The organism is Opitutaceae bacterium TAV5, assembly GCA_000242935.3.
Classification (GTDB): Bacteria; Verrucomicrobiota; Verrucomicrobiia; order Opitutales; family Opitutaceae; genus Geminisphaera.
On sequence record CP007053.1, the window covers coordinates 2,326,788 to 2,353,674 of the forward strand.

At 65.6% G+C, this 26,887-nt stretch carries 20 protein-coding genes; 7 read left to right on the forward strand and 13 right to left on the reverse strand.

Features of this window, described 5'->3' with window-relative positions:
• Positions 1–164 precede the first annotated feature (164 nt).
• The gene (locus tag OPIT5_10250; GenBank protein ID AHF90523.1) at positions 165–1,454 is read left to right on the forward strand and encodes a transcriptional regulator; all 1,290 of its coding nucleotides are present in this window, start codon (positions 165–167) and stop codon (positions 1,452–1,454) included.
• 22 nt (positions 1,455–1,476) lie between these two features.
• Here the strand turns inward: OPIT5_10250 and OPIT5_10255 are convergent, their stop codons facing one another.
• The 5 genes from OPIT5_10255 to OPIT5_10275 form a co-directional block, all read right to left on the reverse strand.
• Complete coding sequence (locus tag OPIT5_10255; GenBank protein AHF90524.1) at positions 1,477–2,277, reverse strand: hypothetical protein; 801 nt, start codon at positions 2,275–2,277, stop codon at positions 1,477–1,479.
• On the reverse strand, positions 2,277–3,062 hold the full coding sequence (locus tag OPIT5_10260) for a hypothetical protein (GenBank protein ID AHF94278.1): 786 nt from the start codon (positions 3,060–3,062) through the stop codon (positions 2,277–2,279). The genes OPIT5_10255 and OPIT5_10260 overlap by 1 nt, the downstream gene beginning before the upstream one ends.
• Positions 3,063–3,202: 140 nt before the next feature.
• Positions 3,203–3,883 carry an N-terminal cleavage protein gene (locus OPIT5_10265; GenBank protein AHF90525.1) on the reverse strand — a complete coding sequence of 227 codons (681 nt, stop codon included), beginning with the start codon at positions 3,881–3,883 and terminating at the stop codon, positions 3,203–3,205.
• On the reverse strand, positions 3,880–6,264 hold the full coding sequence (locus OPIT5_10270; protein ID AHF90526.1) for a hypothetical protein: 2,385 nt from the start codon (positions 6,262–6,264) through the stop codon (positions 3,880–3,882). The genes OPIT5_10265 and OPIT5_10270 overlap by 4 nt, the downstream gene beginning before the upstream one ends.
• A 63-nt stretch (positions 6,265–6,327) precedes the next feature.
• A complete protein-coding gene (locus OPIT5_10275) occupies positions 6,328–6,951 on the reverse strand; it encodes a hypothetical protein (protein ID AHF90527.1) in 624 nt (207 codons plus the stop codon).
• 121 nt (positions 6,952–7,072) lie between these two features.
• On the opposite strand from OPIT5_10275, the gene OPIT5_10280 reads away from it, so the two are divergent.
• Both OPIT5_10280 and OPIT5_10285 read left to right on the forward strand, forming a co-directional pair.
• Positions 7,073–8,134 carry a LacI family transcriptional regulator gene (locus OPIT5_10280; GenBank protein AHF90528.1) on the forward strand — a complete coding sequence of 354 codons (1,062 nt, stop codon included), beginning with the start codon at positions 7,073–7,075 and terminating at the stop codon, positions 8,132–8,134.
• A gap of 79 nt (positions 8,135–8,213) precedes the next feature.
• Positions 8,214–10,418, forward strand: coding sequence for a 9-O-acetylesterase (locus OPIT5_10285; protein ID AHF90529.1), 2,205 nt, complete (start codon positions 8,214–8,216; stop codon positions 10,416–10,418).
• 47 nt (positions 10,419–10,465) lie between these two features.
• On the opposite strand, the gene OPIT5_10290 is transcribed toward OPIT5_10285, so the two are convergent.
• Positions 10,466–12,847 (reverse strand): serine phosphatase, encoded by a 2,382-nt coding sequence (locus tag OPIT5_10290; GenBank protein ID AHF90530.1) that lies wholly within the window; start codon positions 12,845–12,847, stop codon positions 10,466–10,468.
• 171 nt (positions 12,848–13,018) lie between these two features.
• On the opposite strand from OPIT5_10290, the gene OPIT5_10295 reads away from it, so the two are divergent.
• Positions 13,019–14,344: a hypothetical protein gene (locus OPIT5_10295; protein AHF90531.1), complete on the forward strand. Its 1,326-nt coding sequence runs from the start codon at positions 13,019–13,021 to the stop codon at positions 14,342–14,344.
• A gap of 208 nt (positions 14,345–14,552) precedes the next feature.
• Positions 14,553–15,503 (forward strand): transporter, encoded by a 951-nt coding sequence (locus tag OPIT5_10300; GenBank protein AHF90532.1) that lies wholly within the window; start codon positions 14,553–14,555, stop codon positions 15,501–15,503.
• Positions 15,504–15,629: 126 nt separating this feature from the next.
• Here OPIT5_10300 and OPIT5_10305 read toward each other — a convergent pair whose 3' ends face one another.
• Positions 15,630–16,601: a 3-oxoacyl-ACP synthase gene (locus OPIT5_10305; protein ID AHF90533.1), complete on the reverse strand. Its 972-nt coding sequence runs from the start codon at positions 16,599–16,601 to the stop codon at positions 15,630–15,632.
• Positions 16,602–17,623: 1,022 nt separating this feature from the next.
• Complete coding sequence (locus OPIT5_10310; protein ID AHF90534.1) at positions 17,624–18,433, reverse strand: sugar phosphate isomerase; 810 nt, start codon at positions 18,431–18,433, stop codon at positions 17,624–17,626.
• A gap of 253 nt (positions 18,434–18,686) precedes the next feature.
• On the opposite strand from OPIT5_10310, the gene OPIT5_10315 reads away from it, so the two are divergent.
• Together OPIT5_10315 and OPIT5_10320 are read left to right on the forward strand one after the other, a co-directional pair.
• Positions 18,687–19,532, forward strand: coding sequence for a spermidine/putrescine ABC transporter permease (locus OPIT5_10315; GenBank protein AHF90535.1), 846 nt, complete (start codon positions 18,687–18,689; stop codon positions 19,530–19,532).
• Positions 19,533–19,600: 68 nt separating this feature from the next.
• Positions 19,601–20,650, forward strand: coding sequence for a spermidine/putrescine ABC transporter substrate-binding protein (locus OPIT5_10320; GenBank protein AHF90536.1), 1,050 nt, complete (start codon positions 19,601–19,603; stop codon positions 20,648–20,650).
• A 42-nt stretch (positions 20,651–20,692) separates the two neighbouring features.
• Here OPIT5_10320 and OPIT5_10325 read toward each other — a convergent pair whose 3' ends face one another.
• From OPIT5_10325 to OPIT5_10345, 5 genes are all read right to left on the reverse strand, one after another.
• Positions 20,693–20,839, reverse strand: coding sequence for a hypothetical protein (locus OPIT5_10325; GenBank protein AHF90537.1), 147 nt, complete (start codon positions 20,837–20,839; stop codon positions 20,693–20,695).
• Positions 20,840–20,861: 22 nt separating this feature from the next.
• On the reverse strand, positions 20,862–22,466 hold the full coding sequence (locus tag OPIT5_10330; protein AHF90538.1) for a sodium:calcium symporter: 1,605 nt from the start codon (positions 22,464–22,466) through the stop codon (positions 20,862–20,864).
• Positions 22,467–22,608: 142 nt separating this feature from the next.
• Positions 22,609–24,048: a glycoside hydrolase family 57 gene (locus tag OPIT5_10335; protein AHF90539.1), complete on the reverse strand. Its 1,440-nt coding sequence runs from the start codon at positions 24,046–24,048 to the stop codon at positions 22,609–22,611.
• Positions 24,049–24,204: 156 nt separating this feature from the next.
• Positions 24,205–25,221 (reverse strand): LacI family transcriptional regulator, encoded by a 1,017-nt coding sequence (locus OPIT5_10340; protein ID AHF90540.1) that lies wholly within the window; start codon positions 25,219–25,221, stop codon positions 24,205–24,207.
• Positions 25,222–25,368: 147 nt separating this feature from the next.
• Positions 25,369–26,811, reverse strand: a complete 1,443-nt coding sequence (locus OPIT5_10345) for a hypothetical protein (protein ID AHF90541.1) — start codon at positions 26,809–26,811, stop codon at positions 25,369–25,371.
• Positions 26,812–26,887 lie beyond the last annotated feature (76 nt).

The following is a 26,887-nucleotide window of genomic DNA, read 5'->3' on the forward strand; positions in this document are numbered from 1 at the left end:
GATGATGGAGGGTTTTGTATCATTGTAAATACCAAATTAATTTCCTTTTGAATCACATACTATTTCATTTAACAAAAGGAGGTTATCGAGTCGGTTGATTATGTGGAGGCGATTCCGGTTCAGCCTGTGGAACCCGATTTTCGGGCCTTCTTGACCTTTCTGGTATGCCCGACAATACAAACAAGGCATACAAAATGTCTTCCATCTCGCCCGATCACATCGCCTCCTCTCCTGCCGTCGAAACGCATCTGCCGGCGTATGCCCGGGTGGCTCGCGAGGTGCAGGCCCGGCTGGCCAATATGAAGGTCGGCGACCGGTTGCCGCCGGAACGCCAGTTTTGCGAAGAGCTGGGGGTGAGCCGGGTGACTCTGCGCAAGGCGATGGAATCGCTGCATCGCGAGGGTTTTTTGCAGACACGGCGTGGCGGCGGCACACGGCTGGCGCGCGCGGTGGCACCGCCCCGCAGGACCGGGCTGACGGTGCATCGGCTGATCGGGCTGGTGGTGCCCACAGTGGAGAATTCGCTTATCTCGCGCATCGTGCGCGGGGCGGAGGCGCTGGCCGCGGAGCGGGGATTCCATGTGGCGCTGGCGCATGATCACGGCGACATGGATTACCAGTTGAAACAATTGCGTCGCATGCTGGAGGGCGGCGTGGGAGGCGTGGCGGTCTTTCCGGATACCGGGAACGTGGTGCGGGCGGAATTTCACGAACTGATCCGCCGGTTCAGCGCGCGTTCGATCCCGCTCGTGATGATCGACCGCTACGTGCCGGGCGTGGAGGCGCCGGGCGTGATGTCGGACAACGTGGCGGGCATGTACGCCGCCACCGAGCACCTGATCCTGAGCGGACACCGCCGGCTGGCGCTGCTCACCTTTGGCGAGGAAGGCGGCGTGACGGATCGCGAACGGCGCAAAGGATTTTTTCAGGCGCTCCAGGACTACGGCCTGCCTCCGCAACCGGTGCATGAGGCGGCGTTGGGCACGCGCGGCCATGAAGACACCGCCCGCGAAGCGGTGGCCGCGTGGCTGGCGGCCGACGCCGCACAGGCGCGGCAGGAAACCGGCGGCCTGGCCGCCGACGGGGTTCTCGACGGAAACAGTGCGACAGCCGGTGCGGCGCGCCCGCGCTTCGACGGCATCGCGTGCATGCAGGACAACATGGCCTACGGCGCGTTTCTCGCCCTGCGCGACGCCGGGCTTTCGGTGCCCGCGGACGTGTCGCTGGTCGGCTACGACAATCTCGACCGCGAGCTTTTCCAGGCCGCCGGCCTGCGGCTGACGAGCATCGACCAGCCGGCCGAGGACATCGGTCGCGAAGCGGCCGCGATCCTGATCGACCGGATCGAGGGATTACCCCGCGCGCTCACGCCGGCCACACCCGCAACCGCCGCCGGCAGCGGACGCGCGCAGCACGTATTGCTCAAGCCGCGGCTGGTAGTGCGGGAATCGTAATAACCCGCGCCGCCGTTCATCATCAACGCCCGGAATCAGCGGCCGGTTGCAGCTTCAGCCAACCGTACTGCGCCGGGGTATGGGGTTTGGGGACAGGAAGCCGTGAATCCGACCAGAGGGTAAAAATCCCCCACCCTCTTTCCGCGTGATTCCAGCGTCCGAAATTGGCGCGGACGGACTCCGGTCTCCGGCCAATTTCCCCCGGCATGGCCAACTCCCGACGAAGAAAACGCCACGGTATTTCGACTTCCGCGATCCAGCCCGCGCCGGTCGCCACCTTGCTCCAGGGACGCAGCGAATCCACCCGCTTCGTCGCAATGCGAACTTTCGGGCCGGCCTCCCAGGTGAAGTCGAGTTTTTCGGGATTCCACACGCGCAAGTCGGTGAGCACTCCGCGCGCGTTGATTTCAAGACCGATTCCTTCGCCGATATCGTCTTCCGGCCGGGCAAAAAACAGCTCCACACAATCGTCCGCGTACGTGTCGCCGTCGTGCTGGCGGGTCGGGTCGGCGCGGATGTAGCGGTCTTCACACAAAAACGCCACGACGAGCGACCGGCCGGTGTCGAGGAGGAGAACTTCGGTCGACTCTGGCGGATGCGACTTCTGGTTCCAGAAATCGCACAACGTCAGCCGCGCCGCGTGCGTCCAGACCGGTTCGGAAAGGCGGGCGTCGATATGTATCACCTTATCGGGTACGAACAGAACCCGCGCCGTCGGCGGGGCGTCCCGGGCCGATGGCGATCGGCGCCCACAGAGCAAGCCGCCGGCGAGAGCGATCGCCGCAAACCCGGCAAAGGCGGGAAATGAACGCCATCGAAACATCACCTGCGACAACGCGCGAAACGCATGCCGGCCACAAGCAGCAACACGCCCAGCCCGCCGAGCATCGCCGTGGTTGCCGGTTCGGGAATGGCCGCCGGGGTGTAGGTGAGGGTAAGGTTATCAAATGTGAAACTCTGGTTGTTGGGCAGATTGGCCCGGATTACGAAACCTGCCGTCGATCCGATGACGGAGGCACCGCCAGCGGTGGTCGTCGTGTCGTCAATCATAAAGGTGTATATCCAGGAGGTTGCACCCACGCCCGGCAACGGGGCGAGGGTGGCGGTAATGCCAGTTGTGATACGATCATTCCACAGGTTTCCGTCTCCCGTCGAGGTCGCCAGGAGATTGACCCCGATCACAGCGGTGCTGGTCAGCGCGTAGCTGGCAGAAAATGTGCCCACATCGAATGTCACCGTGTAGGTGCCGGATTGCAGGGTGACACCTTCGAAAAACTTGCCGGTACCACGGTAGGCCGTCGCACCGCTGAGATTGAGGCCGCGAAAGTAATAGTTTCCGGCGGTGACGCTGACGCCCTGCGTTGTGGCGGAATCAATCCTGTTGTTGTTCGCGTAGGGATCGGTTCCTCCATAGTAGGAGAGATCCCAGCCTTGGCTGCTCTCGACGGCGTCGGTCAGCGTCCAGCCGCCGTCACCCGAATTGACAAGCGTCCAGCCGGTGGTGACAGGCGTGACGGCGTGGACAACCGTCGCACCGGACAGCGCGGCGAGGATCAGGGAAGCGGCCCGGAGCAGGCTCTTCGAAGCATGCGTTGATTTCGTATTCATTTTTATATTACACACCTGATTTTTATGCGGATGCACGGGGATGAAAGATTGATGCGGACGGAACCCGGCTGATGACAAAAGCAGGCGGAGACCGTTTCCCGAACGGGAAACGCGCCCCTTCCGAAAACGGATGGAGGTGTTTATCTGGAGGATATCTCGTCGAGTTTATCCCACTTATAGGAATTGCCGGGAGTGATAACCGCGGAGGTTTTTGCGACAGGCAGCCAGCTGGCGCTGCCGTTGAGACGGAAGACGTGCAGGCCACTGCCGGCGTGGTTGGGCAGAGGTTCCGTACCGGAGGTCCACGGAGTGGGTGTCCACCATGCGCAGAAGTCCGACACAACCGCCCGCATGGGGGTTTCGGCAGCCAGAGCATCGAGCCGGGTGCTGGCATTGATGTCGTCCGGATTCATCCAGTAGGTGCAGAGAACGCCGGCATCACGATTGGCGATAAGGTCGCGACGGGAAGGGTCCGTATCGGGACAAATCAGGATATCGGGAGTTTTTTTGAGATTGGCAGGATTGGCCGGCGCATTGACGCCAAGGTAAGGCAGGAGCAGCCCGAACTGGAGGTACGCCCCCCCTTCCTGGACAAGGGTCATTTTCCTGCCGCTGACCTTGGGACCATACCCCTTGTTGTCATCAGCGTAGAGGAAGATTGCTGTTCCGATCTGGCGGATATTGCTCAGGCAGGAAGCCCGGCGGGCACTCTGGCGGACCTTGCCGACGACAGGGATGATAATCGCCGCCAGGATGCCGATGATGGCGATGACGGTCAGCAACTCGATGAGCGTAAACGCCCGGGTGTTTTTTGTTTTCATGGGGAAGAAAGTGCGGTGGCGGTGGTGACGACTGCGGGAGCGACGGACACCTTTTCCGAACGCGTGCCGCGCCACACGCCGGCGCCGAAATTGGTCACATAGATGGTGTGCGGATCGCGTGGATCGAAAGTCATCGTGAGCGGACGCCAGAAGGGATAATTCCCGATCCGCGTCCACGTGGCTCCGCCGTTGCGGCTGGTGTGGAGTCCGTCGCCGCGGTCTTGCCAGGAGGAGGCATAGAGGCGTTGCGGATCACGCGGATCGGCGGCCACGGCGTAGGTCGAATGGTCGCGAATGCGCGTCCAGGTCCCGCCGGCATCATCGCTTTTCCAGGCGCCGCCGCCGGTCGCCGGCTCGTCGAAAACATCCTTCATGTGCAACGCGCTCACATAGAGCGTGTCAGGGCGACCCGCGTCGGGCGGCGTCACTTGGGTGAGAAACGGGTTGGCAGGATCGGAAAACAGTTTTTGCCAGTGGCGGCCCTGATCGTCGCTGGCATAGAGGGCGCCGGGGAGGACACGACCGCCGCCGACATGGCGGACGGTGGTGAGCGCGTAGAGGCGCCGGCCGCGGGCGTCGCCGGTGATGCGCAGGACGTTGAGGTTGTCGAAGGCGAACCCGGTGTTGCGCAATTGCCAGGTTTTGCCGGCATCCTCGCTGACATAAGCGCCGAAGCCGGGCACCGCAGCCCAGAGCCGGCGGGCGGAAGCGGGCGAGGAGGGATCGAGCCAGATGTCCGTCACGGCCTTGCGCGGGAGTTCGCCCTTCGCCGCGGAGCTGCCGGAGGCCATGCCAGCGACGGGCGCCCAGTTTTCCCCGGCATCGGTGGAAACCACGACTCCGCCGATATCCTGGCCGAAGCCGGTCTGGTAGCCCCACATGGGGATGTCGTGCGTGACGGAACTGGCGCCCCACACTCGGTCAGGCCGGTCAGGGTCGAAAGCGAGCGCGTAGGTGTTGTTGTGCCAAGGATTGCCGTCGGGGCGATAACGCCAGGTTGCGCCGCTGTCCGCGCTGCGCCAGCCGCCGAAATCGGTGAGAGCTACGTAACGACGCTCCGGATACACAGGGTGAAAATAGTAGCGCCAGGCGCTGGTCACCATCATGCCGCCGGCGGGTTGCCGGTTTTTCTCGCCATCAGGAGCATGGACCTGCCGCCAGGTATTGCCGCCGTCGCGGGTAACGAGGGCGCTGGTGATCGTGGTGGCGAATACATGGTCGGGGTCGCGCGGATTGACCTCCATGCCGGCGGGGGCGAACGTCCAGCCCCACTGGCCGCGCAGCCAGGAGCTGTTGGCGATGTTGTAGCCAGGCGCATCGGCGTCGTGACGCCAGACGCAGCGCCAGTTTTCCCCGGCGTCGTCGCTGCGATAGAGCGCCCGCGGAGCCTCGCCGGGAGATTCGCGATGGCGGGGATCGCCGCCCTCGATGGATGCGTAGATGATTTTCGGATACGCCGGGCTGGCGGCGAGCAGGCCGAAGGAAGCGTCGGCGGCGCGGGATCCGGCGAGGAGGCCGTTGCGCGGCGCGGCGCGCCAGGTGCGGCTGGCGTCGGTGGAAAGCCAGAGCCAGCGGCGTCCGTCTTTTTTGCCGGCACGGGTGGCCGTGGTGTCGGTCGTGGCGACGGCGTAGAGGAAGGTAGCGTCGTCCTCCCCCGCCCCGCCGGCGAAATCGAGAAGGGCGGGCGCGCCATCCTTGCCCGGCGCAGGCAGGCCGGCGGACGCAGCGGTCCAGGTGGAGCCGGCGTCGTCACTGCGCCATACGCCGGTCTGTGTGGCGACGACGAGTGCCGGACCGACGGCGGACGGGAGCCAGAGCGCATTGATAACCGCGCCCGCGGCGGCAGGCAGGGCGGCCGCTTCGCGCCAGGTGCGGCCGGAATCGGCCGAGAGGAAAACCCGGGCGCGCCGGTGCTGCGGGGTCGCATTGAAAAAAGCCGCGCCGGTGGCGGGCGCGCGCGGATCGAAGGTCGTGACACGGGGACCGCGGTGGAGTGCCGCGCCGTTTGCACCGGTTTCATCCCACGGCCCGGTTTGCAACGTCCAGGTGCGGCCGGTGTCGTCGCTGCGATAAAAGCCGGCGGCTGCGCCGACGAAGACGAGTTGCGGATCGGCCGGGTGAAAGGTCCACAGGTGATGCGGCTGGTAGTGCAGCTTGCGCAACGCCGCCTGCGGAGGCATGTGCCACGATGCGCCGCCATCGGCGCTGCGGTATACGCCGCCCATGTCGCTCGCGCTGAAGAGCAGTCCGGGATCGTGCGGCGAGAGGCCCGGGCTCATGAAGCGCCCGCCGCCCCCGATGCCGGCGGCCTCCCAGGACCATGTCTCGGCCGGCACGGCGGCGGACGCGGGAGAAACGGAAATGGCGAGCGCGGCAACCATGGCTGAACTTGTTTTTCGGAGAGTCATTGCACGGACGCAGGGAGGGCGGAAGGCCTTCGGTGTTCAGTCGGCGACGCGGCGGATCTCCACGTTGTCGAAAGCGAAGCCGGTGTCTTTTCTGGTGTTGGAGAGAATCAGCAAACCGAGCGGAGCGCCGATGGCGGGCTTGCCACCGCCGGTCTGCGCGCCGGGTTCGATGCGGAAAACACAAGTCCACCTCGCCCAGCCACCGTCGGGCGGCAGGGGGCGCTCTTCCTTTTGCGGCGCGCGAGGGATGCGCTGGCTCCACTTGTAAACGCCGGCGCCGTCCGTGTCGGCCAGCAAGGTGACGGAAAGGTTGGTGATGAAATCGAGATCGGGAAACTTGCCGACCGAAAGCGTTATTTCCCAGAGGCCGGGCTCGACCGTCACGCCCTTGAAAAACCGGGCCGCGCCGCGGTTGGTCGCCGGCGGCCTGGTGTCGAGCGTGTTGCGGCCGTCGAAAAACGCCGCGCCTTTTTCCGGCGCGAGGCCGGCGGTCCCGCCGATGAACTTGCCCTGCGTGACGACCTCCCACCCGTCGTTCGCCTCGACCGGGTCGGAAACGGACGCGTCCAGCGCCGCGGCGGCGCTCCGCGACAGGCCGCCGGCCAGCGAAAGCGGGATCAGGGCCACCAGTGGCAGAAGACGATAAGCGGGAGGATTCATGGCACGGATAAAAGCAGGGTTCGATTCGGGTGAATGGCAACGTTGCCGGGACGGCGCGCCAGCGCGAGATCGACAAGACCGATCCCGTTCGGTAAACAGGCCGGTAAAACTTCGCAAACCGATGGCCCGTCCTGTCACTGTCAAAGAAATCGCCGCCCGGCTCGGGTTGAGCAAATCCACGGTGTCGGTCGCGCTGCGCGGGCTTCCCGGCACTTCCGGAAAATTGCGCGAGAAGGTCCGGCGCACCGCGGAAAAACTCGGTTACCGGCAGAATCCGCTTATCGGCATCCACATGGCGCATGTGCGCAACGCCCGCGGACCGCGCTACGAGGCCACGCTCGCGTGGATCGACAACCACCCGACGAAGGACGGACTGCGCTCCATCCCCATTTTCAACGAGTATTTTCTGGGCGCGCGCGAGCAGGCCGAAAACAGCGGTTTCAGGCTGGAAGAGTTCTGGCTGCACGCGCCGGGCATGAGCCCCGATCGGCTGGCCCGCATCCTGCGCGCACGGGGCATCACCGGCCTGCTTCTCGGGCCGCAGCCGACTTCGGGTTGCACACTCGACCTGGACTGGCCGCAGTTTTCTGCCGTGACGATCGACTACGCACTCGTTTCCCCGCGACTGCACCTGATCAACAATCATCACTACCGCACCATGCGCGGCGCGTTGGCAAAACTGCGCGGTTTCGGATACCGCCGCGTCGGCACGGCGATCAATGCGGAAAACAACAGCCGTGTGGATCACGGCTGGTCGGCGATCGTGTGGGAAGATTACCACCTGCTGCCGCCGCGCCGCCGGATCCCGCCGCTGGTGTTTCACGAGGTCGACCTGCCGCTGACGGCGGAGATGTTTTGCGAGTGGTTCACGCGTTACCGTCCGGATGCGATCATCGCCGAGGACTACATCGCGCCGATTCACGCCGGGCTCGCCTCGCTCGGGCTCAAGGCGGGGCGCGACGTGGCGCTGGCGCTGCGCGGAGTCGCCGCCAGCGACCGGGAACATGCCGGCATGCACCAGAACGAGCGGCTTATCGGAGCGGCGGCGGTGGATTTTCTGGTGGGCATGCTGCACCGCAACGAACGCGGCATCCCTGCCGTGCCGCAGCGGTTGCTGGTCGAGAGCACCTGGCAACCGGGGCCGAGCGTGGACGAACGCGGACCGCGGACGCCTGTCGCATAGAGGCCACGGCTTCGCGATCCGAACGGGATCGCCTCGCCCGCGCTTTCGTCATGCGGCGCGGCGGACATGGTAATGCAGCATGGCTTCCGCTCCCGTCCGCCACGCTCCCTTGTCTCCGGCGTCCTCCACTGCCGATACCGCGCTCCGGCTTCCCTCCGTGTTCTCCGATCACATGGTGCTGCAAAAATCCGACCGCGTGCCCGTGTGGGGCCGCGCCCCGGCCGGGCAGCGCGTGGAGGTGACCCTGACGACCTCGTCCGCCCCCGCCCCGGGCTCCGCGCCTGTCGCCGCCGTATCGGTGACGGTCGCCGCTTCCGCCGTCACCGATAACCAGGGACGCTGGCAGGCGAAGCTCGATCTCGCCGCCGCCGGCATCGGCCCGGGGCCGTACGAACTCGTCGTCGCCTGCGATGATGGCAACCGGCGCGTGGTTCGCGTCATTCGCGATGTGCTCGTCGGCGAGGTCTGGCTCGCTTCCGGCCAGTCCAACATGGAGTGGGCGCTGCGCAACACGATCGGCGCCCGCGAGGAGCTTGCCGCCCTCGCGGACAACCCGCCCTTGCGCCAGTTTCGCGTGGACAAATCCGCCGCCGGCGCTCCGCGCGACGACTGCGGCGGCGCATGGTTCCCCGCCACGCCGGAGACCGCCGGCAACTTCAGCGCCGTCGCGTATTATTTCAGCAAGGCCCTGCACAAGGAGCTGCGCGCGCCCGTCGGCATCCTGTTTTCCGCCTGGGGCGGCTCTTCGGCCGAAGCGTGGATGAGCGCGGAGGCGCTCGCGAGCGACCCTGCGCTGCACGCGACCGCCGCCCCGATGATCGCCTCGATCCGGGGTTACGAAACCGAACGCCGCCGCCATGCCGAAGCCTTCTCCGCGTGGCTCGCCCGCACCGGCCGCGCCGACCTCGCCACTCCCGGCGAAACCGATCCTCACGCCGCGCCCGATGCCGACACGAGCGGGTGGAAACGTGTGCAACTCCCCGGTCCGGTCACCGCGCCCGGCCTGCCCGCGCAAGGCGTTTTCTGGCTCCGTCGCGAAGTCACGCTCCCCGACCCTCCCTCGCGCATCGAGTCGCTGCGCGTCGAACTTGGCGAAATCACCGGCTACGAGACGGTTTACTGGAACGGCCACCGCATCGGCCACGTCACTCCCGACCGCCATCCCGGCGCCGGCTTCACCCGCAGTTTCTACCATTACGTGCCGCCGACCTTGCTGCGCCCCGGCAAAAACACCCTCGTCCTGCGCATCTTCGCCCCGGCAGATCCACCGGCCATCAACGTAGTGCCGGAAAACTTCACCGCCGCCGCCGAATCGCTGGCCGGCGAGTGGTTGCTCGTCGCCGGATGCGCGCTGCCCGCGCTCGACGGCTATGCGGCGGCCTCGGTGCCGCGTCCGCCGCAGTGTCCGCCCGCGCTTTCCGTCGCCGCCTCCTGCCTCTACAACGCCATGATTCACCCGCTCCTCCCCTACGCCCTCCGCGGCGTCATCTGGTACCAGGGAGAAACCAACGCCGGCCGCGCCTGGCAACACCGCACCACCTTTCCGCTGCTCATCCGCGACTGGCGTGCCCGCACGGGACGCGCCGACCTGCCATTCTATTTCTGCCAGCTTCCCAATTTCATGCCGAAGCTCGCCGAGCCGGGCGAAAGCGACTGGGCCGAGATGCGCGAATCGCAGTCCGCCGTGCTCGCGGCGCTGCCCCGCACCGGCCAGGCCGTCCTCATCGACCTCGGCGAGGAAGGCGACGTGCATCCACGCGACAAGCGCGAAGCTGGCGCCCGCCTCGCCCGCCTGGCTCTCGCCCGCGACTACGGCAAACCGGTTCCCGACTCCGGCCCGGTCTTCAACCGCATGGAGATCGGGGAAACCGGGGACCACGCGGACGCAGCCGCCGCGCCGGCACGCATTCGCCTGTACTTCAAGAAACAATACGGCGGCCTCACGGCGCTCCCGTTGCCGGAGCACTACCGGCCGGTGAGCACCTCGCCCGTCACAGTGCCGCTCGTCCGCAACCGCCCCGGCAGCCAGCTCGAGGGTTTCGCGATCTGCGGCGAAGACCGCAAGTGGAGATGGGCGGATGCGCGCATTGAAAAAAGGACTGCGCCGGAAGGCGACGACGGCGACACGGTCATCGTCTGGCGCGACGACATGCCGCGTCCGACGGCCGTCCGGTATGCGTGGGCGCACAATCCGACGTGCAATCTCGGCAACGCCGCCGGCCTCCCCGCCTCGCCCTTCCGCACCGATGATTTCCCGCTCACGACCGAAGGGCAGCGGTATTGATGGAACGGCGGCAGGCCGGGCGGCCGCTTCGTCCGGTACGGAGGAGGCTATTTCCCGCGCTCCGTCTTCTTCGCCCGCACGAGCAGCAGCGCGCGGTCGTCGTCGCGGGGGGCGAGCGTGCAGAACTGGCGCAGGTGGCGGTCGATGCGCTTGAGGATTTCGTCGAGCGGCAGCTCCGCGCAGCGGGCGAGAACGCCGGCAAGGCGCTCGCGGCCGAATTCCTCGCCGGAGACGTTGCAGGCCTCGTTCACGCCATCGGTGTAGAGCGCGACCAGATCGCCCGGTCCCAGGTGCACCGACGCCTCGCCCAGCGTCGCGTCAAAAATATCCGCCGGCGCCATGCCGAGCGCGAGGCCGCCTTCCGACAACAGTTCGGGATCCGCATTCTCCTCGCCCGCATCCGCGCGCAGCAGGAGCGCCGGCTCGTGGCCGGCCCGCGAATAACGCAGCTCCAGCGTATCCAGATCAACGATACCGTAGAAGAGCGTGATGAACATGCGCGGCGGCATGTCGGGCTGGAGCGCGCGGTTGACGCGGCGCAGGACCGCTCCCGGCGACACTTCCCCCTGCGCGCACTGGCGCAGGCTGGCGCGGCAGGCCGCCATCATGAGCGCGGCCGGCGCGCCCTTGCCGGAAACGTCCGCGATGACGATGCCGCAGTGGCGGTCGTCCACCGCGATCACGTCGTAATAATCGCCGCCGAGGTGGCGCGAGGGTTGCGAGAGGGCGTTGACCTCGATGCGGGCGAAGGCGGGGAACACGCTGGGCAGCAGGTGCTGCTGCACGTCGCGGGCGAGCGTGAGCTCGCGTTCGCGGGCGGCGCGCTCGCGGTCCTCGGCGTCCTTGCGCGCGGTGATGTCGGTGATGACACCTTCGTGGTGGGTGACGTTGCCTTGTGCATCCACGCGGACGATGGTGTGGTCGTCCACCCAGCGGATCGAGCCGTCGCGACACTGGACGCGGTACTCCTGAGTGTATTCGCGGTGGCCGGACGCGGCGTGGGCTTCCAGCTCGGCGATGACGCGCTCGCGATCATCGTCATGGGTGATGTCGCGGAAGGTCAGCTTGCGGACGGTAAAATCCTCCGGCTCGTAGCCGAACTGGCGCACGCTCTGCGAAACGAATTCCACCGGCCAGCCCGGGTCGGCCCTCCACAGGACGACGACGGAAGGCGAGCGGTCGATGATCCGCGCCATTTCCTCGAGGCGACCGAGCGCGGCGCGCAACTCCTCCTGGGCCTTGCGGCGGATGCTGACGTCGCGCGCGACGCCGAAATAGGCGCGGCGGCCGTCGCGGTCCGAATAGGCGGAGCCGGTGCTGGCATGCCAGCGCCAGGTGCCATCCTTGTGAATGGCGCGGTACTCGATGGAGCCGTGGCTGGAGCCGTCGCGGATCGTCTCCCTGAAAAACGCCATGCAGCGCGCGCGGTCATCGGGATGGATGACCTCGGTGAAGCGATGGCCCAGAGCCTCCTCGACCTTGTAGCCGAGTTTGGACGTGAGGGCCTGGGAGACGAACTTGACGCGCCCTTCGGGCGTGAGCGCGTAAAGGATCTCGCTGGCTGTCTGCAGATAGGTGCGCCAGCGGGCTTCGGTACTGCGAAGTTCCTGTTCGGCGAGGCGCCGGGCCGTGATGTCCTCGAGCATGGCGAAATGGTGGGTGACGCGGCCCTCGGCGGAGCGCAGCACCACCACCGTGAGAATCGTCCATACGGTGCGCCCGTCAGGATGGAAATACCGTTTTTCGAATGAAAACCGGTCGCGCTTGCCGGCATAGATCTCGTCGGTGAGCTCCATCTGCCGGGCCCAGTCGTCGGGGTGGCTGATGCGACGGACGTTGTCGAGATCGAGGGCCTCGCTCTCGCTCAGGCCGATGATTTCGCAGAAACGCCGGTTGACGTGGTTGAGGCCGGGCGTGCCGTCGGGGTTGAACGAGCGCCAGCTCATGCCCATCGGCGAGTTGCTGAACAGGAGGTGCAGCTCCTGGGTCCTGGCGGCGAGTTCCTGCTCGGCGCCGACCAGCCGGGTCACATCCGTGCGGAGCGCAAGATAGCCGGCGGGCCGCCCACCCTCGCCCTCGCCCGGCAGGGGCAGGATGGTGGACTGCACCCAGTAGAGATGGCCATCCTTCGCGCGGTTGCAGATCGTGCCGCGCCAGATGTCGCCTGCGGTGATGGTCTTCCAGAGCCCGGCGTAAAACTCGGGCGGGTGCTCTCCCGATTTGACGATGCGGTGGGTCTGCCCGACGAGCTCGGCGCGCGAGTACCCGGAAATCTGGCAAAAGTGATCATTGGCATAATGGATGACGCCATCGGCATCGGTCACCGCCATGATGGCGTGCTCGTTGATCGCCTCCCGCAGCCATTGCCACCAGCCTCCCTTGACCCCGGGAAGTGGCGGTGAATTCGGCGAAAGTGAATGAAATGACATGACAGACAGAATGAGGGGACGCAGGCAAAGAGAACCTGAAACGCCGCGGGCTGAAAGCTGAAAACAGCGCGAGGGAAAACCGCGCCGGCATCAGGGCTTCACCTGACTGCACAGGCCGGCGCCGGTCTGGTACCCTTTCCGTCTTTTGACGCCATCCGCAATCCGCCACACATGAACGCCATCGAAACCCTCCCCCGACATCCCCGCAGCAGCCTGCTCCGCACCGTCGGTCCCGCCGCCGGCATTGCCCTGATCTGCGCGCTCGCCGTGCTGTTCTGGTCTCGCGACGAGGTTTCGGGCAACCATCCCGAACTGGCCGTCGCGCCTCTCACGCCGGAGCCGGCTGAAAACGCATTTGTCCAGATGCTCAATGCCTCCCGCATGATCCCGGCGGATCTCGTGGATTCGAACCCGAAAAAAATCGAACTCATGGCGCTCGACCTCGTCCGCGACGAGGAGCTGGAGGCTCGCCTTTCCGCCGCCGGTCGCCCTGCGGCATTGCTGCTGAAGCTCGCGCTGGAGCGCCCCGCCAGCCAGGCGCCGCAGACCATCACGCCCGACACGCTCGGCGACATCCAGTCGCTGCGTCGTCTCGAAAAAGCGCTCCAGGTGCAGGCGCTCGCCCTCGCCCGCAGCGGCCGCGCCGACCGGGGGCTCGATCTCGCGCTGCTGCTCGCCGAAGCCGGACGCCGGCTGGAGGAAAGTCGCGGCAACACCGTGTTCTGGTCCACCGGCAACGCCTTCCTCGATGCGGGCACGCGCATCGTCGATCTCATCGCCTCCCGCCATGCGCCGTCGGACGAGGCGCTCCGCCGCGCGCTCGCCGCCCTCCCCTCGCTGCGCACCGATCCCGCCACGCTCGCCCTCGCCATGCGCTGCGAATACGCCGCCTTCGCCAGGCACGTCGAAGCCGCCGGCCAAAACCGCGCCGCCCCGGCCAGGGCTTCGCTCTGGCAAAGCATCTCCGCCGGGGTCAGCAACCTCCCGCTCTTTTTCAAACCCCGGCAGACAGAAAACCTCTTCGTCGCCTACCTCGACCATTCGCTCCGGCTCATCGACGCCCCCGTTTCCTCGCGCACCGGCGCGCCGATTCATCCGCACCACGATCCCCGGCTCGGACAACGCCATCGCCTCAATCCGGAAAATACCGTGGGCATCGGATTGCTCGCGGTCGTGACGCCGCCCTGGCCTTCGCTGCTGACCAACCGCCTCTGCGAACAAAGCCAGCTCTCGCTCACGGAGGCGGTGGTGGCCCTCCGCCTCTACCACAACCGGCACGGCGCGCTGCCGGCCACGCTCGATGCGCTCGTGCCCGAGTGGCTGCCGGCCGTGCCGCGCGATTATGTTGACGGCGAGCCGCTGCGTTATTCGCGCGAATTTTTCAGCGTGTGGTCATCGGGACGCGAGGGGCTCGAGGTGCGCAGCGCTACCGATGACGTCGCGCCCTACGAAATTTTTGCGCGTCTGGAATTCGCGAAGGCACCCGCCGCGGAATGAGGGAGCGGCGGCATTCCTGCCGCTGCCGTGACTCGGCCGGACTCCCGTGAGCACCCGCGGAATGTCTTCCGGGACCGGAGCTCCGTCCGGCAAAAGCAGCGGCAGGAATGCCGCCGCTCCGGGCACGTCTCTTTCCGCTTTGCGCCGGCAGGGTTCCGGATTCAGGCTCGGCGTCTTTTGATTCCGGCCCTGTTCCGGTCCACACACCATGAGCACCTACTGGCACCTGCTGCAACTGATCCTGCCCGTCTTCGCGGTGATCGCGATCGGGGCGGGGCTGCGCCGGGCGGGATGGCTCGGCGCGGAGGCGGACAACAGCCTGCTCAAAATCGTGGTCGGCTACTTCTACCCGTGCCTGATCTTCGACAGCGTCATGGGCAACGCCGCGCTGCGCGATCCGGCCAACCTCGTGCTCGCCCCGCTGACCGGATTCGTCGCCACGGCCGGGGGCATCGTCATCGCGTTTTACGCCGGCAAGGCCATGGGCCTGACCATCGGCGGCGGGCTGCGCACGTTCGCCTTCGCGGCGGGGATCTACAACTACGGCTACATCCCGGTGCCGCTGATGGAATCGCTGTTCGGCAAGGAAAGCCTCGGGCTGCTGCTGGTGCACAACGCGGGCTGCGAGGCCGCGCTGTGGACGGTGGGCATCCTCATGCTGTCGGGGCTCTCGCCGCGCGAAGGCTGGCGGAAACTGATCAACCCGCCGGTGTGCGCGCTGGTCGCGGCGTTGCTGATCAACACCCTCCACCTCTCGCATCTCGTGCCGGGCGTGGTCCGGGAAACCATCCGCATGAGCGCCGCGTGCGCGATCCCGCTCGGCCTGGTCCTGATCGGGGCGACGCTGGTCGAGTTCCTGCAAAAGCCGCGCGAGCTGTTCGACGTGAAGACGGGGCTCGGCTCGATCCTGTTGCGACTGGGAGCGCTGCCGCTGCTGATGCTCGTCTGCGCGAGGTGGCTGCCGTGCTCGATCGATCTGAAACGCGTGCTCGTGGTGCAGGCGGCCATGCCGGCGGCGATCCTGCCGATCGTCATTGCCCGGCATTACGGCGGGCGCCCGCTGGTGGCCGTGCAGGTGGTGTTCGCCACGAGCGCGGTCGGCATTTTCCTGATCCCGCTGTGGATGGGCTTCGGGCTGAAGTGGGTGATCGGGGAATGAGGAACCTCGGGGCAAGCCCCGAAGTATTGGAGCGGCGGCGAGGACGCCGCCGCTCCGACAAGCCGGCGCAGATGCTCCGGCCCCTCCGGCCCCTCCGGCGATTCCGGTTTTCCGGGTCTCTGCCGGTCACCACACCATCAAGCCGCCCGCGTAGGTGAGGCCGGCGCCGACGGAGCAGAAGATGATCCGGTCGCCGGACTTGAAAATGCCTTCTTCCGCCGCCCAGCCGAGCGCCATCGACACGCTCGCGCCGGAGGTGTTGCCGTACTTGCCGATCGTCACGACAAAACGCTCGAAGGGGATGCCCACGCGTTTGCCGACGGCTTTCAGAATGCGCTCGTTGGCCTGGTGCGGCACGATCCATTCGATGTCGGCCGGCGTGAGCCGGTGGCGCGCCAGCGTCTGCTCGATCTGGTCGGCAAAGGCGACCACCGCGTTCTTGAACACGGCGGCGCCATCCATCTGGAGGTAAAAATCGTTGCGGTCGCTGCCGGTGGCGTTGGGGACCGGCCGCGTGGCGCCGCCGCCGGGCCGCTGGATCGCCTCGAAGAGGTTGGCGTTGCCCGAAAGCGCCATGCGGTGCAGGCGATGGCCGCCGCCCGCCGCCGTGAGGATGGCCGCGCCGGCGCCGTCGCCAAAAAGGAAGGCGGTCTCGTGGTCGTTGGGATTGGTGATGCGCGAGAGCAGCTCGGCAGTGACGACGATGAGGTTTTTCGCGGTGCCGCTGCGAATGAAGGCGCGGCCGATCTCGAGCGCGTAGAGCCAGCCGGAGCAGGCGGCGTTGATGTCGAAGGCAAGCGCGCCGGGGATGCCGAGCAGCCGGGCCAGGGCGCTGGCCATCGAGGGCACGGGCTGGTCGGGGATGATGGTGGCGAGCACGATGCCATCGATCTGTTGCACGTCCATGCCGGCCTGGTCGAGGGCGTGGCGGACGGCGCGGGCGGCGAGGCTGGTGGCCGTTTCGTTGGCGTCGGCATAACGACGCTCCTTGATGCCGGTGAGCTTGATCATCTCGGCCTCGGTACGGCCGGGGAAGGATTTCAGGATTTCGCTGGTGGGGCGGACGTTTTTCGGCACGGCGTAGCCGACGCCGGCAATGCAAACGGTTTCGTCGGCCGCAGCGGCGGCCGGAACCGGAGCGGGCGCGACGGCGGGAACGGAACCCGCCGCCGGAGCAACCGGAGTCTGCCGGGCGAGCCAGGCGGCGACGTCGTCGCCGGAAACGCGCCCGCCGGGACCGGTGGCGGCGATGCCGGTGATCGTCGCAGGGTCAAAACCGGCCTCGCGGGCGAGCTTGACCGCGCGGGGCGTCCACAGGATCGCGGAGCCGGAAGCTGCCGGAGCCGCGGCAGAGGCAGCGGGCTTTGCCGCCGGAACGGGCGCAAGGGGAGGGGCGACGGGCTTCACCGCGGGAGCGGGAGCAGCGGCCGGTTTCGCCCTGGCAGCGGCGGATGATTCCCCGTTCACTTTCAGATGCGCCTGGGAGGCGTCCGCGGTCTCGATGCGCATGAACGGCGAGCCGGAAGGGACGATGTCGCCCGCGCGGCAAAAAATCTCGCGCACGGTGCCGTCGCAGGGGGCTTCCCATTCGAAGACCGACTTGTCGCTCTCCAGCTCTGCCGCCTTTTCCCCTTTCTTCACGGAGGAGCCGGCAGCGACCTTGATGTCGATCACAGTCAGCTCGCTGACGGTTGCGCCCATTGAGGGGATTGGCACGTCGATAAGAAATGTTTCCATCTGAAAAGACCGGTTTGCTGTTCTGTCCGCCCGAGGTCAAGGGCGCGTCAATGGCCCCGCTCATGCCAGCCAGGAGCATTTTTTGGAAGCAAGTGGCTGCCAGCAAGTCAATTGATCAAATCTCCGGCCGCAAAAACCGGGTGTAATTGCGATTGGAAGCGGTGGAAGGGACAGAAGGGACGAAAAGGGAAGGAGCGGCGGCATTCCTGCCGCTGCGACGAGGTGCGTCAGCGCCTCGCCCGGTGCCTCGCCGTACGTCCGGCTGACCGTCCTGACCGGCGACGCCAAGCGTCGTCTGCAGCGGCAGGAATGCCGCCGCTCCTTCCTGATCAGCCACCGAAAATATCGGAAGACCATCTCCGGACGCGTGAACCGGCAACCGGTCACCACCACTGGCGGCGGGCGGCGGTGTGGAGCGCCTTGTCCAGCTCGGGCAGGTGCGGGTGCCAGAGGCGTTCCCATTCGAGGCTGACCACGCCGTCGAAACGGTCAGCGCGGAGCTGCTCGCGCAGCGCTTTCATGGGAAATTCGCCATCGCCCGGAAGCACGTACGAATACGGATGTTTGCCGTCTTCGGTGGGCTTGCTGATGCTGTCCTTCACGTGCAGGTGCACGGTGCGCGGACGCACGGTCTCCCAGGTGGCGAGCGGATTCTCCCCGCCCTTGCGCCAGGTGTGATGGGAATCCCAGAGCAGCCGCACCTCGGGAGCGGCCTTGAACAGGGCCTGGATCAGCGGGGTCGTCACAAAGGTGCCATGCGTCTCGACCATCAGATCGACGGCGCGAAAGGACTGGCGGCGCTCGGCCTGCCACCAGGCCAGCGTCTCCACCGCCTCGGCGACCAGGTCCTCCGCGCTCGCCCCCTGCCGCTCGCCGTCAAAGACACGCAGCCAGAGCGCATCGATGCCGTCGGCCCAGTCGGCAAATTTGAGCAGTTCCTCGCGATCTTCCGGCTTGTTGCCCACCAGGGAAAAAGAGGTGTTGAGCGCGCAGACCCGCATGTTGCGCCGGTGCAGGTGGTCCGCGAGACGCGCCGGCGTCCCCCAGGTGTCGGCAAACAGCGTCGGCAGGTCGGTGGTGCCGGAAAGGGCGCGCAATTCGAGCGCGTGAAACCCGTGACGCGCACCCAGCGAAATCACGGCATCAAGATCGAGTTCGGCACAACCCAGCGTGGAAAACGAGTGGAGCATCATAGGGGGGACGGGGTTTAGGCCTGCCATGCTGTCCATGATCGCCCGCCCGGGCAAGTCCCGGATTAGCGAGACGTAATAATTTTTATGATAAGGCCATTTATTTTCAATAACGGCCCGGCGAGACGCCAGGCTTCTGCCAGGGCGTTCCCGAGGGGCCGTCGTTCCTTTCAGTCTTGCGCGGGAGGAGCCTCGCGTTTTCTGGTGACATCTGTCGCACCTTCGCGCGGCCCGCCCGCGCCTCCCTTCTCCTCCGATGTCCGCACTCCCGGGCGCCACAACCGCCGCCACTCCTGCCAAACGTCCGCGCCTCCCGTCCGGCCTCAAGCTGCTGGAATGGGGGCTCGGCGCGTGGACGGCCATCGTCTTCGTCTTCCTCTACGCGCCCATCGTCGTGCTGGTGGCTTATTCCTTCAACACCTCGCGGCTCAACATCCTGTGGGAAGGTTTCACGTTCCGCTGGTATGGCGAACTCGTGCGCAACCGCCCCATCATGAGCGCGCTGACCAACAGCCTCATCGTGGCCGCGATCACCACGGTGGCGGCGGTCGTCATCGGCACGTCCGGCGCGTGGCTGCTGCACCGTTACCGGTTCCGTTTCTCGCGCTCCATCCAGACGCTCATCTGCGTGCCGATGATCATGCCCGAGATCGTCATGGGCATCAGCCTGCTCATCTTTTTCACCACGCTCAGCCTGCCGCTCGGGTACCTCACGGTGAGCATCGCGCACGTGACGTTCTGTTTCCCGTTCGTGCTCGTGGCCGTGCAGGCGCGGCTGCAGGGGCTCGATCCGGCGCTGGAGGAGGCCGCGCTCGACCTCGGCGCCACCCCGCTGCGCGCCTTCCGGCTCGTCATCGTGCCGTGCCTGCGGCCGGCCATCCTCTCGGGCGGACTGATGGCCTTCACGCTCTCGATGGACGAGCTGATCGTGAGTTTTTTCACCGTCGGCCCGGATTCACGCACCCTGCCGCTGCTGGTTTTCGGCATGGCCAAGGTGGGCCTCAACCCGATGCTCAACGCCCTCTCCGCGATCTTCGTCGTCACCACGGCGGCGTTTGTACTTTTTTCCGAATACCTTCGCCGCCTGGCCAGCCACCGCTGAAACCGGCCCGGGTCCTGCTGCCCCCTCCTCCTGTCCGCACCTCCATCCCGTCCGCTCAACCAACCGCCATGAAAACAACCAGATCCCTGTTCCTCCTCGCCGCGACGGCCGCCGCCGCCGCGTTGTTCGCCTTCGCCGGCTGCAAGCCGAAAAACTCCGCCGGAGAACTCAATCTCTTCGGCTGGTCCGAATACGTGCCGGAATCCGTCATCGACGGCTTCACGAAAGAGACCGGCATCAAGGTCAACTACGAGACCTACGCCAGCGGCGAGGAGATGCTCGCCAAGGTACTCGCCGGCGGCGTGGCCTACGACCTCATCCAGCCGCCCGACTACATCGCCGAGGCGATGATCAAAAACCAGCTCCTGCTCCCGCTCGACAAGGCAAAGCTGCCGCTCCTCGCCAACATCCTGCCCGAATACCGCGGCATGCCGCACGACCCGTCCGAGGAGTACACCGTGCCCTGGATGGTCGGCACCGTGGGCATTGTCGTGAACACGGAAAAAGTCACCCGCCCGGTCAAGGGCCTGAAGGACCTCTTCGCGCCGGAAAACAAGGGCCGCATCGTGGTCCTCGACGACTCGCGCGAACTCGTCGTGGCCGCGCTTTATTCCCTTGGACACTCCATCAACGACATCACTCCTGAAACGATCGCCGCCGCGCGCCCGGTCCTCCAGCAATGGCTGCCGCTCGTCAAACTGTACGATTCCGACAGCCCCAAGACCGCGCTGCTCAACGGCGACGTCGACCTCGGCTACGTGTGGGGCGGCGAGGCCGCGATCCTCTGGAACGAAAACAAGAAGTTCGTCTACGTCCTCCCCGAGGAGGGCGCGCACATGTTCGTGGACCTCATCTGCATCCCGCGCACGGCGAAGAATCCGGAAGCGGCGCACGCCTTCATCAACTACATCCTGCGTCCCGAAGTCTCGAAACAGATTTCGGAAGCCTTCCCCTATACCAATCCCAATGGCGAGGCCCGCAAGCTGCTCACCCCGGAGGAACTCGCCAACCCGGCCAGCTATCCGCCCTCGGACATGAAGCTCGACACCTTCCGCGACATCGGCGGCACCGGCACGCTGATCGACGAACTCGTCACCGACCTGAAAGCCGGCAGTTGAGCGCGGGGACGCCCGCGCCACGCTAGCCACGTCCACCGCGCTTTACTTGCGTGGCGGACGCCGGTCCTTGTCGCCGCGCAACACACGCACGAGGCACCAGACAAAGAGCGCCGTCACGAAACTCACGGACAGGATCAGGTTGATCCAGCCTCCCGGCGTAAGAGAAGTCGTCGTTATGGTGGCCATCATCTGAAAAGCTCCGCGAGGGTTGTCATTTCCGGTAGGTTTGCGCGGTCGGCTTGTAACGCCAGCGCCGCCCCGCGAGCGCCACGAGGCCGACTGCCAGCAACCCCGTCGCCAGGATGAAACCCGCCGTGGTCCGCGCCACCGGATCGGCTGCCTCGCCCACCAGATCGCGCACATAGCCGGTCGGCGCAAATTGCGGCGACGCAAAGCTGAAGTTCCACCCCACGATGGAACTGAGGACAAAGATTCCGAATATCCCGGCGAGATAGAGCGGCGTCACGTAACACAGCACCCGGCGGAAAAAACGGGGCACGCGCAGCAACGCCCCCCGGTGCATCTCGCGCCAGCTCTTGTCGATGCCGATCACCCAGGCGAAAAGGATCACAATCAGCAGACCCTGAAGATAGACGCCCACGGTGCCCACCCAGAAATCGATCGTGTCGAGCGCCTTCAGGTCCCTGGAGAAAAACCAGACGAAACCGGTGCCGATCGTCAGCAACGCCGCCAGCCAGGTGATCGACACCACCCGCCGCATCCGGAACGCCTCTTCGAGAAAGGCGATGGTCGGTTGCAGGATGGACAGCGAACTCGTGATCGCCGCCAGGAACAGGAGCACGAAAAACAGGGCGGCGAACACCGGGCCACCCGTCATGTGCGAGAACACTTCCGGAAGCACGATAAAGCCGAGCGCGAACGTCCCCTGGCCGGCCACGCCCGCGGCGCCGAGAAACATGAACGCCGCCGGCACCGTCGTGAGCCCGCCCAGCACCACCTCGCAAAACTCGTTCGCCCCCACCGCCGTCAGGCTGCTCAGCGTGATGTCGTCGGTTTTGCGCAGATAGCTCGCGTAGGTGATGATCACGCCCAGCCCGATCGAGAGTGAGAAGAAAATCTGCGAACCCGCCGCCAGCCAGAGCTGCGGATTTTTCAGGCTCTGGAGAATGTCTCCGGGGTTCCACATGAAACCCAGGGCGGAGAGCACGTTCAGTTCGGGTCTCGCCGCGTCGGGCGTGCCCAGCGTGAGCACCCGCACCATGATGACGACGGCGATGACGAGCAGCACCGGCATGCCCCAGCGGCAGGCCAGTTCGATGCCCCGCGACAGGCCGCGGTAGAGAAAGAACAGGTTGACGACGATCACCAGCACCACGAACAACCCCACGTCCGTCAGCCCGAACCGGATCGCCACCCCGTTCGAGCCCGAACCCGTGTAGACGGCAAAAAACTCCCGGTAATCCATGCCCGGCTCGCCCAGGTTTCCGGCCAGCGCGTTGAGGGCGTAGCCCAGGCACCACGCCTCGATGTAAACGTAATACATGCAGACCATGAGCGGCACCATGAAACCGAGCGCCCCGAGGTATTTGGCCCACGGTCGCCGCAACAGGGCATGGAAAATGCCGGGAGACGAATGATAGCCGAAATGCCCTCCATGCCGGCCCACGGTCCACTCGGCCCAGCTCACCGGTATGCCGATGACCAGAAGCGAAACGAAATAGGCGATCATGAACGCGCCGCCGCCGTACTGGGCGGCCAGGCCCGGGAACCGGAGAAAATTCCCCAGCCCCACGGCGCTGCTCGCCACGGCGAGGATGACGCCGAAGCGCGAACTCCAGGCTTCTTTTCCGGACATCCTGCCGATGCAACCCGCCGATACTTGCAGGGCAACCGCGAAAACGGAGCTTTCGACCGGGTGCGGAGCGTCCGCCCGCGCCGCAAGCGTTTCAACCGTCGCATGTCGTGCGGTTCGGGCCAACCCGGCGGGCTGCGTCGTGTCAGGGGGTTGTCAGTTCGGGTTCCGGTGCGACCGCAGGCTGGACGGATTTCTCTCCGAAGTAGGGAAGCGCCATCAGTTCCTCCTCGACGGCATCGATCTGCGATTTCATCAGCTCGGGCGAATACAACGAACGCCGCGTCGCGATGTGGTTGTCGGCCATGATCCGGGCGAGCAGGTCGTTGGCAGCGCGCAGGTCGTCGAGGCATTCGCGCACGTTGAAGCGGCCCGGCGAAGTCGGCGCCGGCGGCCAGCGGCAGTCGGAGACATAGGCCGAGATGATGCGGCGGAAAGCGGCGTCGATGTTGCCGTTGGCCGTCGCGAAATCCTTGCCGAGGTGGGCGCATATGTTTTTGAGGCCGTCGAGGATCATCTGGCAGACGGGATCGAGCACGCGCGAGTAGCCGGTGTTGAGCCATGCCTTCGCCGTGCCGCCGTGCCAGGCGATGCCGTTCTCGATCGAGGCCACCTGATCGTTGGCCAGCGGCGCCTGCGGGAGGTCGAGCACCTCGCCGGGCGTGGCGAGTGTGTATCCGTTTTTCAATGCACACTCGAGCATCTCGCGGAAGCGGGCCACACTGTCGGGCTCGGGTTCGAAAAAACGCGCCTGGCCGAATTGTTTCACATAAAAATAGGCGCTGGTGCCGATGTACTCGGCATCCTCGGCGTAGGGCAGGATAAAGTTGCCGGTGCGCGCGACGCGGTCGCGCCAGCGTTTGAACAGGGCGTCGATCTCCCCGGGACTCACGGGAGACCGGCGGCAGCCTTCGGTGGCGCCCATGAGGTACCAGAGCATGGGGTTGCCCATGAAATCGGAGCGGAAAATCAACTTCAGGCCATTGGAGGCGGTGGAGCAGTTCGTCAGGTAACGCAGGTACTGGTCCTTGTCGGCGATGCAGTCCTCGATGCGGAAGAGTTTGTTTTTGTTGCTGTGCCCGCGTACGTCGAAACTCAGGCCGGTCGCCTGGCGGATCTCGTCAAACGAAAGCAGGAGCGAGTCGCCGTCCATGACAAGGGCTTCGTAGCCGGCAGCCTTGTAGATGTCGGGAATGAAGTCGGCCCAGCTGCATTCCGGGTTCCAGCCGACGCGGGGGCGGACGCCGACATGGTCTTCCCAGGCAGCCATGCCGTCTTTCAGCGACTTGAGGCCGACCTCCGGCGGCAGGTTGGCCAGCATGATGTGGGTGTAGGGCGAGCCGACGCCTTCCACCTGCCCGGCGGCGACGAGCCGTTTCAGTTTGGCGAGCACGGACGGGGCGAGTTCGTGCATGGCCCGAAGCGTCTCGCCCGATGCTTCGAAACCGATCCGGTAGCCGCCCTCGGCCACGAGATCGAAGAGTTTTTCGTAGGAATTTTCGATCACCCAGAGCCGGCGACCGGGTGGAAGCTGGCTGTACTGGATGTTGGCGTGCGGGAGGAAGAGAGCGTATCCGGTTCTCATGACAATGAGTGGCTGGAGGAAAGGTCGGGACGGGTTGACCCGGCCACCGTTGCCGGAGGGAAACACAGGGGGAAGGACGGCGATTGTGAATTTATTAAGCGGGGGACGCAGTCCGGACTGAAGCTCCGCACTGCACCGCGCCGTGTTGCGTCGTTGTCAGAGCGTGACGCCGTCGTGCCAGACACCGTTGACGAGCACGATCTGGCCCTCGACCGCCATGTTGACGTTGTCGTAGGTCACGATCTTGCGGACGAGCATGCTGGCCAGCGTCTGGCCCATGGCTTCGACGACGTAAACGCCGGCGTCGTGGCCGGGTTCGGCATCGTCGATCTCGGCCACGGCGTAGCCGCAATCCTGCGGGAAGGCGAGGCCCGCTTTTTCGAAAAACGCGGGGTCGATGCTGCGATGGCTGAGAAGCGCATCGGGGTGGCTGGCCCGGAGCCACTTCCGGAAGCGCGCGGTCGACTCGCCGCGCGTGTACTCGAAAGCGTGAAGGCGGGCGTCGAGCTGGCCGGCCATTTCCATTTCGGCGAGATAACTGCCGAGGAGGTTCTTTTTCACCACGAGAGGAGCGTCATCGTGGTAGATAAGTCCGATACGGCGGTGGCCTTTGGCGCGTATCCGTTCCATCACAACGCGAACCGAGCGGAAGTGGTTCATGCTGATCCGGTCGATTGACGGATGGACGATCACCCGTTCGGTGGAAACGACGACAAACTCCTGCCAGGGGAACCCGGCGAGGCTATCGGGCTGGAAACCCCAGCCGAGGACGAGGCCGCGGATATTGCGCGCGAGCAGGATCTGGCGGAGGCGGCGGGAGGAATAACCGAGGGTGTCGAGGTAGAAGTCGGAAACGGAATAGCCGTAGGCGGCCATGCTGCAGCCGAAACTTTCACGGTGAAAGCGGAAGAGACGGGTGTGGGAAGAGTCTTTCGCGCAGGGGTGGATGACGGCGACTTCGCCAAGAAGCCTCTGCGCCTTGACGTCGGGCCGATAGGAAACGAGCGCGGAGAGGAAGGGGTCGGGACGGTAGCCGAGTTCCTCGGCGACGCGACGAATGGCGTCGCGGGTTTTCGCCGGAATACGGGGGTTGTCGCGCATCGCATACGATACAGCGGCCACGCTGACGCCGCACTGTGCGGCGATGTCCTTGAGTGTGATTCTGCGTCCCACGGGGAAAACGGGTGGGCCGGAAAGTCGGAGTTCCCGGCGTGGAGTGCAAGCATGATGGCGCGGTGTCGCCGCCCGGGAAGCATGATCGCGACATGGATGCGGTTACCCCTCTCCCCGGTCTTTCCTCTCGTGTGTATTTTGGCCCGGCTATTTGCCGTCGCCCGCGCTGCGGTAGCCCTGGCCAGCATAGGCGGGCTGTGGATCGAAGGCCGCGCCTTTGCCATCCCATTCGGCAGCGGGGGGAGTCCTGAAGACGGGGCCTTTGGCGGGCCGGGCAAGGTTGATCAGGGCGGTGTTGGTAAGCGCGACCTGCTTGCCGAGGTCGGCGGCGGAAACGTCCTTGTCAATCGAAACGAGGAGGCTGTTTTTGAGGCGGATGAGGATATCGTCGGGTTTGGCGTCCTTGCTCTCGATGTTGAACCAGGAGCCGTCGGTGACGAGCGTGCAGTGGTCGAGCGTGATCGCCTCCTTCGAGTAGATGCCGAGGTTGGCGGCGCCGCCGCTGCCGCCGCGTTTTTGCGGGAAGCCGGCAATGCAGTTCTCGAACGTGGCCGTGCCCCAGATGCGAAAGTTGCGCTTGTTACGGAAGGAGACGCAGTTTTTGAACGTCACGTTGTCCGCTTTCAGATCCCAGCCGCCATCGGTGCAATCGAAGGCAGCGCAGTTGACGAAGGTGAGGTTTTTGACACCCCGCTCGGCCACAAAGCCGTCGCCGTTCCAGTAGTTTTTGCCGGAGGGGGGCTGGTGGTAAGCGTTGCGGGCGGTGCAATTTTCGAAGGTCAGATTCCGGTCGTGGACACGTTCGATGATTTCGGGGAGGTCTTTCCGGCCATCGCCGCGGATGTCGTAGATCATGTGAAAGGGTTCGGTGAAATACGGTTTGCCGCCGGCGTCGCCGTGACAGTTGACGATGCGGAAATCGCGGTTGCCGCCTTCCCAGCGGAGGGCCGATTTGGTGAAGCCGGTAAAGGTGCAGTTTTCCACGAGCACGTTGCGCGTCCAGGTGGCGGGATTGTCGGCGCGCGCGTTGCCCTTGAAAACCGCGCCCATGCGCACGGCGCGGATGTCGAGCCCGGAGATGACGAGGCCGTCGTTGCCGCCCGAGGTGACGACAGCGGCCAGGTGGTTTTGCACGCGCAGGTTTTTGAGCGTCACAAAACTCGCACCCGGTCCAAAGGAGCAGAGGATTTCGCCGGAGGCCGGTTTTTCCTTGGTCCATGAGCCACGGAAGATCGGCAGGCCCGCGCCGGTGTCCTCGCCGAGAAGGGTCACCGGCAAGTCCCCGGTCCCGCCTTTTGCAATGGAAAAACGGATACCGGCATAGGTGCCGCTGCCAATGTGCAGGGTATCGCCGGCAGCAAGTTGTGCGATGCGGGCCGTCCAGGCGTCGGCCACGGGCGCGGCGGCGGCGTTTTCCCAGGAGGCTCCGTCACCGCTGCCTTTGGCTTGCGGCAGCACATAAAAATCGGCGGCGCCGAGCGAAGACAGAACGCAGCCAAATGCGAGCAGACCGGCAAGGCTGTCGCAAAGCAACCGGGATGCGATACCGGTATTCTTGACGTGTCGGGCGGATATCGGGAGGGGGTTCATGGGGACCGGACTTTGCCCGGGTCGCCGCCCGGGTAAATCCTGCGTGTCGTGAAGCTATTAAACGGGAGCCGTCCTC